Source organism: Streptomyces sp. NPDC003300 (assembly GCF_040610915.1).
In the GTDB taxonomy this organism is placed as follows: Bacteria; Actinomycetota; Actinomycetes; order Streptomycetales; family Streptomycetaceae; genus Actinacidiphila.
In genome coordinates, this window is sequence record NZ_JBEXNE010000003.1 from 305093 (window position 1) to 321280 (window position 16188).

At 69.9% G+C, this 16188-nt stretch carries 15 protein-coding genes; 2 read left to right on the forward strand and 13 right to left on the reverse strand.

What is annotated here, in order from left to right:
* Positions 1 to 13: 13 nt before the first annotated feature.
* The gene (locus ABZX65_RS06250; RefSeq protein WP_355335362.1) at positions 14 to 640 is read left to right on the forward strand and encodes a helix-turn-helix domain-containing protein; all 627 of its coding nucleotides are present in this window, start codon (positions 14 to 16) and stop codon (positions 638 to 640) included.
* Positions 641 to 703: 63 nt separating this feature from the next.
* Here ABZX65_RS06250 and ABZX65_RS06255 read toward each other — a convergent pair whose 3' ends face one another.
* The 8 genes from ABZX65_RS06255 to ABZX65_RS06290 form a co-directional block, all read right to left on the reverse strand.
* Positions 704 to 2167: an MDR family MFS transporter gene (locus tag ABZX65_RS06255; protein WP_355335365.1), complete on the reverse strand. Its 1464-nt coding sequence runs from the start codon at positions 2165 to 2167 to the stop codon at positions 704 to 706.
* A 241-nt stretch (positions 2168 to 2408) separates the two neighbouring features.
* On the reverse strand, positions 2409 to 3368 hold the full coding sequence (locus ABZX65_RS06260) for a fumarylacetoacetate hydrolase family protein (RefSeq protein ID WP_355335367.1): 960 nt from the start codon (positions 3366 to 3368) through the stop codon (positions 2409 to 2411).
* Positions 3369 to 3441: 73 nt separating this feature from the next.
* Positions 3442 to 4185: an SDR family oxidoreductase gene (locus ABZX65_RS06265; RefSeq protein ID WP_355335370.1), complete on the reverse strand. Its 744-nt coding sequence runs from the start codon at positions 4183 to 4185 to the stop codon at positions 3442 to 3444.
* Between the two features lie 111 nt (positions 4186 to 4296).
* A complete protein-coding gene (locus ABZX65_RS06270) occupies positions 4297 to 5127 on the reverse strand; it encodes an ABC transporter permease subunit (RefSeq protein WP_188279655.1) in 831 nt (276 codons plus the stop codon).
* Between the two features lie 41 nt (positions 5128 to 5168).
* Entirely contained in the window at positions 5169 to 6110 is a 942-nt protein-coding gene (locus tag ABZX65_RS06275; RefSeq protein WP_355335372.1) for an ABC transporter permease, read from the reverse strand.
* Positions 6107 to 7264 (reverse strand): ABC transporter ATP-binding protein, encoded by a 1158-nt coding sequence (locus tag ABZX65_RS06280; RefSeq protein WP_355335375.1) that lies wholly within the window; start codon positions 7262 to 7264, stop codon positions 6107 to 6109. The genes ABZX65_RS06275 and ABZX65_RS06280 overlap by 4 nt, the downstream gene beginning before the upstream one ends.
* A 1-nt stretch (position 7265) precedes the next feature.
* Positions 7266 to 8486, reverse strand: coding sequence for an extracellular solute-binding protein (locus tag ABZX65_RS06285; protein ID WP_355335377.1), 1221 nt, complete (start codon positions 8484 to 8486; stop codon positions 7266 to 7268).
* A gap of 153 nt (positions 8487 to 8639) precedes the next feature.
* Positions 8640 to 9764 carry a C45 family peptidase gene (locus ABZX65_RS06290; protein WP_355335380.1) on the reverse strand — a complete coding sequence of 375 codons (1125 nt, stop codon included), beginning with the start codon at positions 9762 to 9764 and terminating at the stop codon, positions 8640 to 8642.
* A 293-nt stretch (positions 9765 to 10057) separates the two neighbouring features.
* Here ABZX65_RS06290 and ABZX65_RS06295 point away from each other — a divergent pair, with 293 nt between their 5' ends.
* Complete coding sequence (locus ABZX65_RS06295; RefSeq protein ID WP_355335383.1) at positions 10058 to 10906, forward strand: cupin domain-containing protein; 849 nt, start codon at positions 10058 to 10060, stop codon at positions 10904 to 10906.
* A 100-nt stretch (positions 10907 to 11006) separates the two neighbouring features.
* Here the strand turns inward: ABZX65_RS06295 and ABZX65_RS06300 are convergent, their stop codons facing one another.
* From ABZX65_RS06300 to ABZX65_RS06320, 5 genes are all read right to left on the reverse strand, one after another.
* Entirely contained in the window at positions 11007 to 12272 is a 1266-nt protein-coding gene (locus ABZX65_RS06300; protein WP_355335386.1) for an amidohydrolase family protein, read from the reverse strand.
* On the reverse strand, positions 12269 to 12940 hold the full coding sequence (locus ABZX65_RS06305) for an aspartate/glutamate racemase family protein (protein ID WP_355335388.1): 672 nt from the start codon (positions 12938 to 12940) through the stop codon (positions 12269 to 12271). Before ABZX65_RS06305 ends, ABZX65_RS06300 begins: the two co-directional genes overlap by 4 nt.
* Positions 12941 to 12943: 3 nt before the next feature.
* Complete coding sequence (locus tag ABZX65_RS06310; protein WP_355335390.1) at positions 12944 to 13576, reverse strand: aldolase; 633 nt, start codon at positions 13574 to 13576, stop codon at positions 12944 to 12946.
* On the reverse strand, positions 13573 to 14874 hold the full coding sequence (otnK, locus tag ABZX65_RS06315; RefSeq protein ID WP_355335393.1) for a 3-oxo-tetronate kinase: 1302 nt from the start codon (positions 14872 to 14874) through the stop codon (positions 13573 to 13575). Before otnK ends, ABZX65_RS06310 begins: the two co-directional genes overlap by 4 nt.
* 390 nt (positions 14875 to 15264) lie before the next feature.
* A complete protein-coding gene (locus ABZX65_RS06320; RefSeq protein WP_355335396.1) occupies positions 15265 to 16020 on the reverse strand; it encodes a FadR/GntR family transcriptional regulator in 756 nt (251 codons plus the stop codon).
* Positions 16021 to 16188 lie beyond the last annotated feature (168 nt).

The following is a 16188-nucleotide window of genomic DNA, read 5'->3' on the forward strand; positions in this document are numbered from 1 at the left end:
TGGGGAGCGGAGATTGCCGGACGAGTCCGCAGCACCGGTACCGGTACGCAAGCGCGCACCTCGCGCCGACTCCCGGCGGAACGTCGATCGCATCCTGGCGGCGGCCCAGACCCTGATCGAACGCGAGGGGCCCGACGTCACCCTCGACGAGATCGCCAAGGAGGCCGGGGTCGCGCCCGCCACCCTCTACCGGCACTTCCCGAGCAGAATGCATCTGTTCGAGGGCGTCTACCGCGGTCGCGTCGCGCGACTGGCCTCCATGGCAACGGAGTTGGCGCAGCGCGACGAGCCGACGGCGGCACTCCTGAACTGGCTGCGCCAGTTCGTCGATCTGGGAGTCGAGGCGCAGGGAGTCCTCGCCGGACTGCTCGCGCAGGGGCTCCGTGAGACCGACCCCGTCGCCAACACCGAGTGGGGTCAGTCGCTGCTGGTGTCGGCGGCGGATCTGCTGCTGAGGCCCGCCCAGGACCTCGGCGCGATCCGCGACGACCTCACCGCCGACCAGCTCGTGGCGCTGCTCACTGGCATCACCCTGGCCGTCCACACGCTCGGCGGCTCCGCGTCCGCGTCCGCTGCCCGGGCCCTGGACGCGCACCACGCACTGAATCTGCTGCTCGAAGGTCTCACGCCGCGGCCGTGACCGCCGCCTTCACGGCCGGGGGCCCGCGGCGGCGCGCACCGGGCCGACGACGTGCCGCAGGCGTCAGCCCGTCAGCGTGTCGGCGGTCTTCGACGCTCCCGTCCCGTCCCGTTCCACATCGGTCGGCGCCCGCGTGCGCAGCATCACGGCCGGGACGATCGCGAGCACCGACAGGGCGACGGCCAGCCAGAACAACCCGCCGAAGGCGTCGGCCAGTTCGGGTGCCAGGCGCTGTCGCGCGGTGTCGCTCAGCGCGGCAAGGGACTGGACCCCGCCGCCGTCGGTGAAGCCGCTGAGCCGACGTTGGAGCAGAACCGCCGCCACAGCGGTGCCCATGGCCCCGGCGACGTACTGCACGATGCTCATCAGCGTCGACGCGCCGGGGATCTCGTGGCCGCGCAAACCGGCGTATCCGGCGGCGGTCAGCGGCGTGGCCGTGGCGCCGACCCCGACGCCGCGGACGAACCAGCACACCGACAGCCATACGTCGCTGGTGTCGGGCCCGATCATGGTGAGCGGAAGCACTCCGGCGGTCACCATGAGCAGGCCGAAGACGATCACCGCCCGGGGACCGCGCTTGTCCATCACCCGCCCGGCCGTCGTCAGCACCAGCATCGCGCCGAAGGCCGACGGCGCCACCAGCAGGCCCGCCTCGATGGCGCTGTCCCCCCGCGCGAACTGGTAGTAGAGCTGCACCAGGAACAGCACCGCGTTGGTACCGGCGAGGTAGAGGAACATCGCGGTCTGGGCCGATCTGAGGGCCGCGTGCTTCCACAGCCGCAGGTCGAGCAGCGGATGAGCGGCCCGCAGCGCGTGCACGACGAACGCGGCGGTCAGGGCGATTCCCAGACCTCCGGTGAGCGCGACGGACGGGGACACGCGCCCGGCATCGCCGAAATCGGAGATGCCGTAGACAAGCAGCGCGAGTCCCGGCGGCAGCAGGGCCAGTCCGATGAGGTCGAGCTTCCGGGGCACGCCGGGTTCGCCGCGGTGGAGGACGACCCAGGCCAAGCCGATCCCGAAAGCGCCCAGCGGCAGATTGACGAAGAAGATCCACCGCCAGGACAGGCTGGAGAGGATCAGTCCGCCGAGGATCGGCCCCAACAGGGGCCCCAGCATGGACGGAATCCCCACCACGGCCATGACGCGTCCGAGGCGGCCGGGGCCCGCCTCCCTGGCGAGGATCGTCTGCCCGGTGGGCAGCAGCATCCCGCCGCCGATCCCTTGAACCGCGCGCGCGACGATGAGCAGCGCCATCGAGTTGGCGAGTCCGCACAGCAGCGAGCCGAACAGGAACATGGCCATGGACGCGATCCACACCCGTCTGGAGCCGAATCGGTCGTTGGCCCAGCCGGTGAGCGGCACCACCGTGGCGAGGGCGAGAAGGTAGACCGTGCTGACCCACTGGACGGTGGCGAGCGAGGTGTCGAAACTCCTCACCAACGACGGCACGGCCACCTGGACGATCGTCGTGTCGAAGATGGATATCAGGGAGCCGAGAATCGTGACCGTCGCGACCAGAGTCATGCGTCGATCGAAGACCTTCACCTTTTGAGAGCCGACGTCGTTCAACGAGTCTCCGATCGCACCGCACATTTCTCGCGGCGCGTGTCATCCGAAAAGGCGCGGCCGCACCGCCTTCGGAGAGTGTCCGCTCTCCGATCCCGATGCGGTGCCGCGTCGTTCCGTCAGACAGAACCGGGCTGCCCGTGGTCCGACCGGGGACGTACGGGTGCCGGGTGGTGCGGGGTCGGCCGGTGGTGCCGGGTCAGACCGTGCGGATCTCGTTCACGAGCGTGCCGATCGCCTCGCACTCGATCGTTCGCGTCGCGCCGATCCGGTGTTGGTAGTCGATCTCCCGCAGCGTGTGCGTCCCCGTGATGTCGGTGCCCACGTGGATGATGTCGCCGGGGAACAGGGTGTGGTGGTCGCTGGCGTGCGCGATGACTTCCGCCACCGAATAGATCAGGCGCTCGGTCCGGCATTCGATCCGTACGTCGTCGCCGGTCGCCAGGGTGATGCCGAGCCGGTCGGGGTCGGGGATCTCGTCCCTGGTCACGATCCACGGTCCGCACGGCTTGAAGCTGTCGGTGCCCTTGGCCCGCAGGTGGTAGGTGACCCTCATGTCCCCGTGCTCGAAGCCGGACGCGGCCCGGGGCCGGCCGCTGTGCCGCCGGTCCAGCTCCCCCGCCATGGAGCCGGGTACCACCACCGTGTCACCGGCCCGCAGCCCGGGCGCGGACACGTCGTCGATCAGGGTGTACCCGAAGACGTGGTCCAGTGCCTCGGCCGGGTCGATCCGCGTGCCCTGCCGTCCGATCACCACGGCCAGCTCCGGCTCGGGATGGACGAGTCCGAACGACGGTCGCAGCCGGATCGGCTGCCGGTGTCCGACCAGCGCGGAACCGGGTGAGGAGAAGAACGGCGGATGGTCGGGGACGCTCGACGCGAACGCGGCGAATACCGGGCTGTTGAAGCCGACGCCCAGGATCTTCCCCGGCCGCGGGACCGGCGGCAGCCAGGCGCCGAGCCGGTCGATCTCGGCCACGCTGGTGGCGGCCGGGGACCGGTCCGTCCCGAGCGCGCGGGCCAGGCGCGGGCGCAGGTCGTCCCAGCGTTCGATGAGCGTCAGCACGCCGTAGAGGCCGGGGCCGCCGACGAGGTCGCCGACCGGGACCGCCCGGCCGGCCGGATCGAACACGACCGGCTCGGGCCGTCCGTCGATCACGCATGTTCCTATCCGCACGGCAGCGCCTCTCCGTGGAGCGGCGCCGCCGCGTTCGGCACGGTCGCGGTTCCTCTCACCACGACAGCAGTCCGCCGTCCACCACGATCGCCTGACCGGTCACGTAACCGGCCGCCGGGGAGAGCAGGAAGTCGATCATCGCGGCCACCTCGTCGGGCTCGCCCTGGCGGCCGAGCGGGATCTTCGCCTCCAGCTCGCCGACCGCCGCGTCGCGGTCGGAGGAGTGCTTCCAGTGCTCGTCGTTGAACGGCGTGTCGATCCAGCCGGGGCACACGCAGTTGACGCAGACCTTCAGCGCGCCCCACTCGACCGCCATCGCCCGCGTCATGCTGACGAGGGCCCCCTTGGACGCGGCATACGCGAAGGACCCGAAGCCGCCCCGGAACGCGGAGGTCGAGCCGGTGAAGACGATCCGCGGCGCGGCGGACCGGCTCAGCGGCCCGATCGCGGCCTGGGCCAGCAGGAACGCGGCGCGGACGTTCAGGTCCATCGTCGCGGTCCAGTCCTCCAGGGGGTACCGGGCGACGGGCGCCTCGCGCAGCAGCGCGGTGGTGATGAGGAGTCCGTCCAGGCCGCCGAACCGCGCGCAGGCCGCGTCGACCATGGCCCGGGCGGCGTCCACGTCGTACAGGTCGTGCTCGCCGATGACGAGGCGGCCGGGTGCTTCCTCGGCGGCCAGTTCACCGGCGGCCGCCATGTTGATGTCCGCGAGGTACACGTCGACACCACGGTTACGCAGGCGGCGTACGCAGGCGCGTCCGATTCCCGTGGCGCCTCCGGCGACAATGACGGCGGGCATGGTGATCTCCTCGGTGGAACGGGCTCGGGCTGATGGGCCTGGTGCCGCGAGCGGGGCAGACATGGCCGCTCGCGGCACCAGGGGCTGTGGCTGGTCTTCCTCGCGCGCGCGTCAGTCGTCTTCGCGCGAGTGCGTCACTATCTGGCCGGGGCTGACGAAACGCAGTGCGACGAACAGCAGGACGAGGCAGGTGAGCATGTAGATGACCGACATCGCGTCGATCGACTGCTGCGGGCGGAAGCCCGGCGTCCACAGGGCCGAGTACAGGGCGACGACGAGCGTCTCGCTGCCCGGCCCCGAGTTGAAGAAGGTCAGCTCGAAACTGCCCGCGGTGTGGATCAGCGTGAGCAGGCCCGACGCCAGGATTCCGGGCAGCAGCAGCGGCGCGAGCACCCGCCGGACCGTTTGAAGACCGTTCGCCCCGCAGGAGCGCGCGGCCCGTTCCAGGTTGGTGTCGAGCTGCTGGATGTACGGGATCATCAGCAGGACCACCAGGGGCACCGACGGCACCAGGTTGGCCACGATCACCCCGGACAGATGGCCGCCGAGGCCGAGCCGGTAGAGCAGCGTCGCCAGCGGCAGACCGTAGGTGACCGGCGGCAGCATCAGCGGCAGCAGGAAGGCCAGGATCAGCAGCTTCTTGCCCGGGAAGTTCCCCCTTGCCAGCACATACGCCGCCGGAGCGCCGATGATCACGGCGAGCGCGGCCACGACCACCGCGACGGTGACCGTGATCACCATGACGTGGGAGAGGTCGTACTCGTTCCACGACGACCGGTAGTAGTCCGTCGTGTACCCCTTCGGGAGCCACCCGGTGAACCACTGGCGGCCGAAGGAGCTGACCGTCACGGAGGCGACGAGCCCGGCGATGTTGACGAGGAAGACGGCGACCAGCAGGCGGTAGAACCACCGGGGAAGGACACCGGCCCAGGTGCGACGCATCCGGCTCCGCAGTGCGGTAGGAGACGACTCGGACACCTCGATCACCCTTTCTGACCGGAACTCGGGCCCGTGTACAGGCGGGAACGCAGGAGCAGGATCGCGCCCACGATGAGGATCTGGACCAGGGCGGAGATGACCACCATCGCCATGGACATCGAGTAGTCCAGGGTCCGGTACGCCTGGAAGTAGGCCTCGACCGAGATGACGTGGGTGGAGCCGGCGGGATCACCCACGAGGGTCGCGCTGGCGAACACGGAGAACCCCAGGACGAAGGTCAGACAGAGGACCACGGTCACACCCGGCGCCCACAAAGGGAGCAGGATCCGCCGGAACCGGGTCCACCGGTCCGCGCCGAGTGACGCGGCGGCCCGCTCGTAGAGGGTGTCGATGGACGCGAGATGGCTCATGGTCAGCAGGAACGCCAGCGGCAGACCCGTGATGACCATCGAGATCACGACGGCGGTGTAGTTGTGCAGCAGCATCAGGGGCTCGTCGATCACCCCGATCTTCATCAGGGTCCGGTTGAGCCAGCCCCGCGGGGACATGTAGGCGATCATCCCGTTGGAGACGAGCACGTTGCCGAGGGTCATCGGGATCAGGAAGGCCGTCGAGAGGTACTTCTTCCGCCGTCCGGCGCCGCGCAGCGGGTAGGCGAAGATCATCGCCGCCACCGTGTTGATCACGGCGACGACCACCGCGATCCGCAGGGTCTTCCAGATCGTCTCGCGGAGATACGGATCCTCGAAGAACCGCTGGTAGCTGCTGAAGGTCCCGCCCTTGTCGGGGGTCACCGACAGGCCGATGCCGTAGGCGATCGGGTAGAGGAACAGCACCCCGATCAGCGCCACCGCGGGCAGCATGGCCAGCAGCCCCCAGTGGAGTCCGTGACGTCGCAGCCACGCCCGTCGGCGGTCGCCCGAGTCGGGCGGGCCTCCCGGCGCCCGGTCGGCGCGGGCCGGTGTGGTGTCCACGGTCGCCGTCATGACAGCGCGCTCGGTTCGAGAGCCGTGGACTCGCCGTCGTCGGAGCCCTCCGCCGGGGCGGTGGAAGGCTCTCCCGCGGCGAAGGCCCGGACGCTCGCCACCGGGATCGACAGCTTCAGCACCGTGCCCGTTTCCGGCCGCACCGGTGTCCGTACGGACAGGGTCGCGCCGTCCGGCAGTTCGGCCTGCACGGTGAAGTCGCGGCCGTGGTACTGCGTGGAGCGCGCCACCGCCTCGAACGTGTTCACCGCGGAGGCGGAGTCCGTGACGCTCACCTCCTCCGGCCGGATCCGCACGGTCACGGACTGTCCGGACCGCAGGTCGGTGCTCGACGTGGCGCGCAGCGTGATGCCGTGCCCCTCGACGACGGGTTCGCGGCCGGTCCCCCCGACCACGTGCGCCTGGAGCCGGTTGCGGTAGCCGACGAAGTCGGCGACGTAATCCGCCTCCGGTTCGCTGTAGATCTGCTGGGGCGTACCGTCCTGCACGGTCTTTCCCTTGCGCAGGACGATGATCCGGTCGGCGATCGAGAGGGCTTCCTCCTGGTCGTGCGTGACGTAGACGGTGGTCAGCCCCAGCTCGTCGTGGAGTTGCCGGATCTCGGAGCGCATCTCGAAGCGGAGCTTGGCGTCGAGGTTGGACAGCGGCTCGTCCATCAGCATGATCGACGGGCGCGGTGCGAGGGCCCGCGCGATGGCGACCCGCTGCTGCTGGCCGCCGGAGAGGCGGCCGGGCAGATTGTCGGCGTAGTCGGGGAGTTGGACCAGGTCCAGCGCCCACTTCACCCGCTCGCGCACCTCCGGCTTGGGCATGCGGCGTACTTCGAGTCCGAACGCGACGTTCTTGGCGACGGACAGGTGCGGAAAGAGCGCGTAGTTCTGGAACACCATGCCGAAGCCGCGCTTCTCCGCGGGCCGCTGGTCGATCCGCTCGTCGTCCACCCAGAGCCGGCCCTCGGTGGCCGTGACATGTCCGGCCAGACAGCCGAGGAGGGTGGATTTTCCACAGCCAGAAGGACCCAGCAGCGCGGTGAACTCTCCGGCCTTGATCGTCGCAGTCATGGAGTCCAGTGCGACCACGCTCCCGTTGTAGACACAGGTCAGACCTTCGAGCCGAAGCTCGCTGAACTCACCGCGTCGCTGGGTTGCTCTCACGTCACTTACCACCAATGATTCGGTTCCATTTGTCGTACGCGGCGACGAGGACGTCCGCGGGCAGCGGGTCCGCGCCCGGATACTTGGCGATGTAGTCGTCGTAGTCGGCGACGCCGTACTTCTTGTTGAGTTCGGCCATCTCCGGCGGTGCCATGTCGACCGTGACGTCCTTGATCGCCGGGCCCGGATAGACGTAACCGTGGTCGAAGGTCATGGCCTGCTGCTCGGGCTGGAGCATGAATCCGAGCAGCCGCAGCGACACCGCGAGGTGGTCGGCCGAGACGCCCTTCGGGATGGCCACCGATCCGCCGGACAGGATGAACTTCGTGTTCTCCAGGACCGTGAAGGTGGCGGACTCGGGAATCAGGTTGTCCGCACGGGGCTGGACGTGCCATCCGAAGGTGGACGGTACCAGCTTCACTGTTCCATTAGTGAGGTTGGCGTAGGTTTCGCTGGTTTTGGCCGGGTAGTTGTCGATGTACTTGCCGAGCTCCTTGAGGTAGGCCCAGGTCTTGTCCCAGCCCTTCTCCGGGTCTCTCGGGTCGGAGTCGCCGAGCTGGTACGGCAGGCCCTGGAGGAACGCCGAGCCCGGTCCGGAGTTCGCGACGGACGCGTACTGGAACTTGCCGGGATTCCGCTTCGCCCACTCCAGCAGTTCCTGCGCGGTCTTCGGCGGGTCGGACAGCTTGTCCGGCAGGTACTCGAGCAGCGGGCCGAACGTGCCGGTGTCGTAGATCAGCGCCTGGCCGTGCGCGTTCTTCCAGAGCTTCTTCGCGTTGTCGAGGTAGGTGTTCTCCAGATCGGGCAGGCCGTCCTTGTACTCGGGCCAGATCTTGGTGAACAGGTTCTGACTCACGCCCGCGGCGAGGCTGTCCGGCCCCAGCAGGACGATGTCCACACCTACCCGGCCGGCGTTCTGCTGGGCCTTGAGCTTGCCGGGCATCTCCGGCGAGGTCGTCGTGGTGTAGTTGATCTTGCTGACCAGTTCGGGGTGCTTCTTCCCGAACTCCTCGATCAGCGGCTTGGCGACGGACAGTCCGCCGGCCGAGTCCATGATCGTGAGCGTGACGGGCTTCTTGGGGGCCGCGGGGAACTTGCCGTCCGCGGCGGCCGGGGTCTCTTCGACACTCTTGGAACCTGGGCTGCCGCATCCCGCGACGCCGATGACACTGATGACGGTGAGTCCGGCGAGGGCGACTCGCCACCGGGAAGAACGTCTCAACGTGACCTCCTGGGTCGGTACTTCGGTCGTTGATGTGGTGGCCGGAATACTCGACGGCCGTGCCTATAGGTCGTTTAGGGCGGTTACGTCCAACCTTCTCCGCCTCTACGCTATGTCTGACAGCCTTACATCGCACCAGTGCGGCGACGGACGTTATGCACCTGAGACGGTGCGCTGCCGCCAATGGGTCGAGCAGGGGTTGCCGGCGCCGTACTGAATGACGCCACGGTCGGGTTCGATGATGAATCCGGCGATGGTGCAGGTCCGTTCCTCGATCGCGATCGAGGGATCGGGGTGCTGGCAGATGCTGCCGGGCCAGTCGTGGTGGTCGGACAGGGCCTCCTTGACCTCGTGGATCGTGCGTACGCGAGGGTCGCGCAGGCGCAGTTCGATGTTGCGGTGCCGGTCGAGCGTGTGCGGCTTCCGCCTGGCGTAGTCGTCCGTCGTGGTGAGCCCGGCGGACAGGAAGTGGTTGGTGTGCGTCAACACCCCGTCGCGCGGGGTGATCCGCTCCGGCGCCCCGTCGCTGGCGGGCGTCTCCAGGTTCTGGCAGAAGCCGGTGCCGTCGCTGATCAGGTAGTTCGCGGACATCGCCCGGTCGGCGGTCGCTATCCGCTCCGCGCTCTCCGCCCCCGATCCGGCGTCGAGGACCGACCGCAGCAGGATGTGGTACGGGACGCCGGCTCCGTCGGTGCGGACGTCGCCGATCAGGGTGTTGGTGCACAGGGCGACGCCGGCCGAGTTCAGTCCGACCTTGGCCAACTGCCCGGCCTCGACGACGGTCACGAAGTTGGGCGCGTCGGTCCGCCGGACGTCGAGGACGACCGTGGTCCGTCGCGCGTGGGTCAGCCAGTCCCAGTTCTGCCCGGTGACGATGCCCTGGCCCGTGCGTTCCGGCATGAGCGCGAAGGACGTGCACTCCGCCGGCATCGACCGGGCGCGGGCCGGGGCGGCGGCGAACATGATCTCGCTCCGCGCGTTGAGCGCGAGGATGTCGCTCAACTCGACCCCCGCGCCTGCGGCGATGCCCGCGATCTCCTCACCGATGGCGGGAGAGAAGTCGCCGATCGGCCGTTCGTACCGCAGGGCGAACTTCCGCACCTGCTGCCAGTCCCAGCCGACCATGTGCCGGAAGACCCTGGTGTAGCGGTGGATTGACTCTTTGATCTCCGGTGCGGCGGCGCGGCCGTATGACTCCCCGCGTCTCCGCGGGTCGCCCTCCACACAGATCGTGCGAAATGCGGCAATATGTCCGGGTTCGTAGTTCACCGAGTCCACGTCTCTCTGACATTTCAAAAGTCGTCTGGCTGCCTGGCAGGTAACGATGAGTCCGTCCGCCGGGCCTGTCAAGAGCCAGGTCGCACTTGTTTCACCTGGACTTCCACCGGGGCTCAATCGGACGAACCGTGACCGCAAGGTGATTGCAAGCCAAGCTCAGCCCATGGCACTATGACACTGCTGTCTGACAGCCAGGCAGGACGCGAGGCGCGGTCACGCGGTGCCTCCGCGCACGACGTGTTCTGGGTTCGCCGGCAGTTCGCACGGAACCGCCGCAAGCAGAAAGAAGTGACATGACAGAGACCGACCAAGGCAAACAGCCTCGCCTCGTGCCCTACCGGGACGCACTGCGACTGGTGTGGGGCGACGACGAGTCAGGGAAGCTGCCGGACTGGTTCCTGGCGAGCGACGAGAAGATGAGCGTCAACATCGTGGCCATCCCGGTCGGCGGTGCCGTCATCCACTCGGACGAGAACCGGTCGATCTTCGGATCCGACGAGTTCTTCTACGTTCTCGACGGGACGATGGTCCAGTCGAACCCGACCACCGGTGAAGTCCTCGTCATCGAGGCGGGCGACGCGGCCTGGTTCCGCAAGGACACCTGGCACCACCAGTGGAACTACAGCGACACCGAGCTGCGGTTCGTGGAGTTCTTCCACCCCTCGCCCAAGACCGGCACGGGCCAGCCGTACGCGCAGACCCACGAGAACATCACCACGTACAAGCACAAGCAGGACGAGTACATCGGCCGCTGGCCGATGGCGCGTGCCGAGGCCGACGCCGCGAAGACCATGTGGGCGGCCAGGGACGAGGACATCCTGTGGCGCCTGGAGGGGCACAAGCGCGGCCGGGAGCTGCTCACCGGCATCATGCTGAGCACGGAGCACGTGACCATCGGGAAGCAGCGCTTCCTGCCGGGCCAGCGCAGCGACGTGTTCACCCACCAGGGCGACAAGCTGTTCTTCGTCGAAGAAGGCACCGTCCATGTCGAGTTCCCGGAGACGCGGGTCTTCTTCGAGCTCGGCCCGCGCGACTCGTGCCAGATCCCGGAAGGTACGCCGCACTCGTTCTACAACGTGGCGGCCAAGGGGGCCCGCGCGGTGTTCTGCGTCGCCCCGGACTACCTGCCGGCCACCGGCTGACCCCAGGCCGACCGCCGGCGCAGCGGCAGGACATGAGCGACCGCCGACTACCCTCGGGTAGGCGGCGGTCGCCGTCCGTGTTCTTGGGCGGAGAGAAACGTCAGCCGTTCACGGGTGCGTCCCGCGCCACCCGGCGGCCTCGCTTGAACACCGCGACGACCCGGTCGAGGTCGCCGATCGACTCGGTGGGGTTTCCCGCGACGACCAGGAGGTCGGCGTACGCGCCGGGCGCGATCGTGCCCACCTCGCCGGCGCGGCCGAGGGCATGGGCGCCTCCGGAGGTCAGCGCCGCGAGCGCCTCCGCCGGTCGCCATCCGGCGAACGCGACCATCGCGCGCGCCCTGACCGTCAGGTCGCGGCAGTCGGGGAACTGCCCGTAGATCGAGTCCGATCCCAGGGCCACCGGCACGCCCGCACGGGCGAGCGTCCGTCCGTTCCGCCAGATCCGCAGCCGCCGCTCCAGGCCGGGCGCCATCGGTGAATCCGCGCCGGACGGCACTGGCGTGTCCAGCAGATCGGCGATCGCCGGCTCGATCGGACCGGCGAGAACGACCGACTGCTTCCGGTCGCACAGGGCGCGCAGCAGCTCGGGTGGCGGCGCCTGAATCCGGCCGCGGGCATCGAGCCAGGTGCAGTGCTCGATCGTGTCGACCCCGGCGGCGAGCGCGATCTCGATCCCCTCGGTGCCGTGCGCGTGGGCGGCGACCCGCATGCCGCGGGCGTGCGCGGCGGCCACGATCGCGGCCATCTCGGACCGCCCCAGATACGCCCTGCTCATATCGGTGCCAGGGGTCAGCGAACCGCCGGTCACCGCGATCTTGACGAGGTCGGCTCCCTCGTCGTGCAGCAGCCGCACCGCCCCGGCCGCCTCGGCGGCCCCCTCGACGGTGATGCCGAACGAGCGGAAGTGGCCGTCGGGTGAGGTGATCGGGCGGCCCGCGGCCACGACGGTGGGACCGTCCGCGGGCCGCGCGCCGATCGCGTCCCGCAGGGCCTGGCCGTCGGTCCCGGGTGAGCCGAGATCGCGGACGGTGGTGACGCCCCTGCCCAGCAGACGGGCGGCGACGGCGCGCGCGGTGGCCGTCGCGGCGGCGGAACCGCTGTCCACCCGCGTCAGATCCCGGCCGTACGGCAGAAGGAGGTGGGTGTGCGCGTCGATCAGGCCGGGAAGTACCGTCGCCGCCTCGAACGTCAGCTCGGGACCGCCGGTGTGCGGAACATCGGCGTCGGGACCGACCGCGGCGATCCTGTCGCCGCGGACCAGGATCGCCGCCCCCCGTCGCGCGACGCCCGCTCCCCCGTACAGCCACCGCGCCCGGATACGCGTGGCCGGGCTCGCCTCCCGGTCCTCGGCCGTACCCGTCACGACTGGCGCAGCCGGTCGGCGAGCGCTTCAAGCGCCGACCGGGGACTGGCCAGTACGGGAATCCGCGGGGCTTCGTCGAGTTCCGCGACGATGCGGCTCATCGACGCCTGAGCGAGCACGATGACGTCGCACCGGGGAATCAGCTCGCCCAGCGCGTCACGGACCAGCCCGTCGTGGGCGGCGGGGTCGCCTGCCGCCTGTGCCTCGAAGGCGCCCACGCACAGCGTCTCGACCAGTTCGATCGGCGCCTCGGCCTGTTCGGCCGCCCGGCGGATCAGATTCGCGGTCGGGGCCAGCGTCGTGCCGAGGGTCGCGATCACCCCGATCCGCGGACCGCTCCGTACGGCTTCCTCGGCCATCCGCTCGTCGATCCGCAGCACCGGGACCGTGCTGAAGGGCCTGGTCAGCTCCACCGCCTCGCCGAGCGACGAGCAGGTGACCAGTACGAAGTCGGCGCCCGCGTCGGCCGCCGACCAGACATGCCCGAGCAGGCGCCGGGCGGTTCCGGCGCGTACTCCTCCCTCCGCGCGGGTCACCGAGAGGAGGCTGTCGTCCACGATGTGGCGCAGCTCGATCTCGTGAGGGAGCGACTCGGCGGCCAGGGCGGTGAAGACCGGGGGCAGTGTGGTCACGGTGTGGATCATGGTGATGACAGGACGGTCGGACATGGGTCACCTGTTCGGGTCGGCCGGACGCAGGGCACCGATCTGGTCGCTGGTCAGAGTGGATATGTCATGGGACCGGACGGCCAGCCACAATCTGGCGGTCGCCTCGATCTCCTCGGCCGCCTCCGCCGCGTCGGCGAGCGTGCCGCCTCCGGCGAGCGTGCCGTGGTGGGCCAGCAGCAGGCAGTGGGACCGCGTGAGCAGCGGGCGGACCGCCTCGGCCATGGCCGGGTCCCCGGGCCGGAAGTACGGCACGACCGGGAGGGAGCCGACCCGCATCACGTAATAGGGGGTGAGCGGGGGGATCGCGTCGGACGGATCGGTGTCCCGCAGCAGCGAGACCGCGACGGCGCAGGGGGAATGGAGGTGGACGACGGCGCGCAGTTCGGGGCGGGCGCGGTACACCGCCAGGTGCAGCAGGAGTTCCTTGGTCGGCGGCGGGCCGGACAACCGGGCGCCCCGCTCGTCGACGTGCGCGAGGCCGTCCTCGGTCAGTGAGCCGAGTGCCGAGCCGGTCGGGGTGACCAGCACGCCGTCCGTCGTGCGCACGCTCAGGTTTCCGGTACGGCCGTGCGCGAGCCCGCGGTCGGACAGGAGCTTGGCGTACGCGACCAGGTCGCCCGCGGCTGTCGGCGTCATCGGGCCACGGCCTTGAGGAAGAAGTCCGGTCCGCCGAAGTTGCCGGACTTCAACGCGAGTGCCAGCTCGGTCGGGCCGAGCGAACGCATCCAGGGCACGCCCGGATCGATGGGGCCGCCCAGTTGGAGGGCCCGTACGCCGAGCCGTTGCAGCACCGCGCCGGAGGTCTCGCCTCCGGCGACGACCAGACGCCGTATCCCGCCGTCGACCGCTCCGGCGGCCAGTTCGGCGAGGAAGGTCTCGATGGCGGAGCCCAGGTCGGTCGAGCCGGCCCCGGTTCCGGCCCCGGCTTCGGCCTCGGCTTCTTCGGTCGGCTGGCGGGCGTCCGCCGCGCTGTGGACCAGCACCGCAGGCGAGTCCGACAGCAAGGTCAGCGCACGCGCGACGACTTCGGCCGCGTACCCCGCGTCGTCCCGTACCCGCGCGAGGTCGAGGGCGATGGCCGGGCCGCTCTCGCGGAAAGCGGCGATCTGGCCGCGAGTGGCGTCCGAGCAGCTGCCCGCGACGATGAAGGTGGGTCCCGCGATGGTGTCCGCGAAGTCGCCGGGGCCGGGCCCGACCGCGTCGGCCGGGACCGTGCCGTGCGAGGTCGCGCTGTCCTGAGCCGCCGCCCCGGCCGCCGCGTGCAGACCGTTCGCCCCGATCCAGAAGGCCGCGTCACCGATGGCGTCCGCGAGGACGAGCAGGTCGTCACGGCAGATCGCGTCCGCGACCGCGAAACGCACACCGGCCGCGCGCAGGTCCGCCAGCCGGGCGCGTACGGCCGGGGCCCCGGACCGTACGAGGGAGTGATCCACGAGACCGACCTCGGCGGTGGTCTGGGCGGTCAGCAGCCGTACGAGGTTGGAGTCGGTCATCGGATTGAGGGGGTGCCGGGCCAGCGAGGACTCCGCCAGCGGCAGGTCGTGGACGAACAGGTTTCCCTGGTAGACGGTCCTGCCGTTGGCCGGTGCGGCCGGGCAGACCAGCGTGATCCCGCTGTCCAGCGCGTCCGCGAGGGCGAGTCCGACGGGTCCGATGTTGCCGCGAGGCGTGGAGTCGAACGTCGAGCAGATCTTGAAGCCGATCCGGCGCGCCCCGAGGTCCCGCAGCCGGCGCAGTGCCGCCAGCGATTCGGCCACCGCTTCTTCCGGCGGCACGCTGCGCGTTTTGAGCGAGACGACGACGGCGTCATGCGGCGGCAGTTCGAGGTCGGGGCCGGGCACGCCCACCACCTGGACCGTCCGTCTGCCCGCCGCGCTGAGCGCCGCGGCCACGTCCGACCCGCCGGTGATGTCGTCCGCGATGATCCCGATCACTTCCGAGTCACCCACATTTCCCCCAAAGGTCAGGCAGTCTGACAGGTTGAAATGTAGCACGGCGACGCGGCGGGGAGCAGGCGCGTCACAGGTCGCGGCGGTGCGCGCGCCGACGCGTACCCGGACACGGGGTAACGGGCACACGGGACATGGGGCATGGGGCATGGGACGCATGCCGGAGGGCGGCGCGGCGGCGCGCACCAACGCGCGGCTCGGCGCGGCTCGGCACGGCTCGGCTCCGCGACAGACGGCGGGCCGGGTCCCGTGACGACGTCCGGGCTGACCTGTCAGACAGCTAGGACGTGGAGTGCGAGCCGGGTCGTACGCCCCTTCGGGGCGTTCCAGCCCTCACGACCGCGACGACGCCACTTTCGTGGCGCCGCGGTCACCTCAGGTCGACGACAGCGGAGTTTCCGGTCGTTGCAGCATGCTGACCGCGTCCTCGACGGCGCGCAGGTGGGCGACCATCGCCTCGGAGGCGCGGTCCGGGTCGCGGTCGCGGATCGCCCGGCAGATGGCGAAGTGCTCCTCCGTGGAGTGCCGCCAGCGCTCGGCGGACACGGAGAGCGCCAGGGACTGCTCCTCGAGGATCGACCGGATGTCCTTGATCAGCCGAGGGAAGAGGGGGTTGCCCGTCGCGGACGCGATCCCGATGTGCAGTTCACTGTCCAGCCGGACCCTGATCTCCGGGTCCGCCTCCACCGCGTACGCCTCGCAGGCCTCCACGATGACCGCGAGTTCTTCCTCGGACCGGCGGGTCGCGGCCAGCTTGGCCGTCGGCACCTCCAGGTGGCGGCGCACCTCGTTGAGATCGGTCGAGGAGTACTGGCTCAACGTCAGTGAGCTGGAAGCCCGGTTGGAGACCACCATCGAACCCCGGCCGGTCTGGGACTCGATGTAGCCGAACGCCCGCAGGCTGCCCAGGGCTTCGCGCAGGGCGGGCCGGCTGACCCCGAACGCGCGCGACATCTCCGCCTCTGAGGGCAGCCAGTCCCCCACGGGAATCTCGCCGCGCTCGATGAGCTCGACGAGCTGATTGCGTACGACATCGACAGCGCTGTGCCGTGCCACCCGCTTCATCGCCACGAGCTTGCGCGACTGCCGCTCCCGGACCGGTATTGACAGACTGTCTGGCTGCTCTTCCACGGACCCTAGTCTGCGCCAGTCAGGGGGTCGAGCGCAATCACCAGCCCGCCGGATACCCCGCGGACACTCCCCCACCTCGGGTCACAAACCTTGCGGAACCTTGAACATATCCCGCATACTCAACCTGTAAGACAACCAGCCAGGTTCATTTGCCGTGTGCAACCCGAA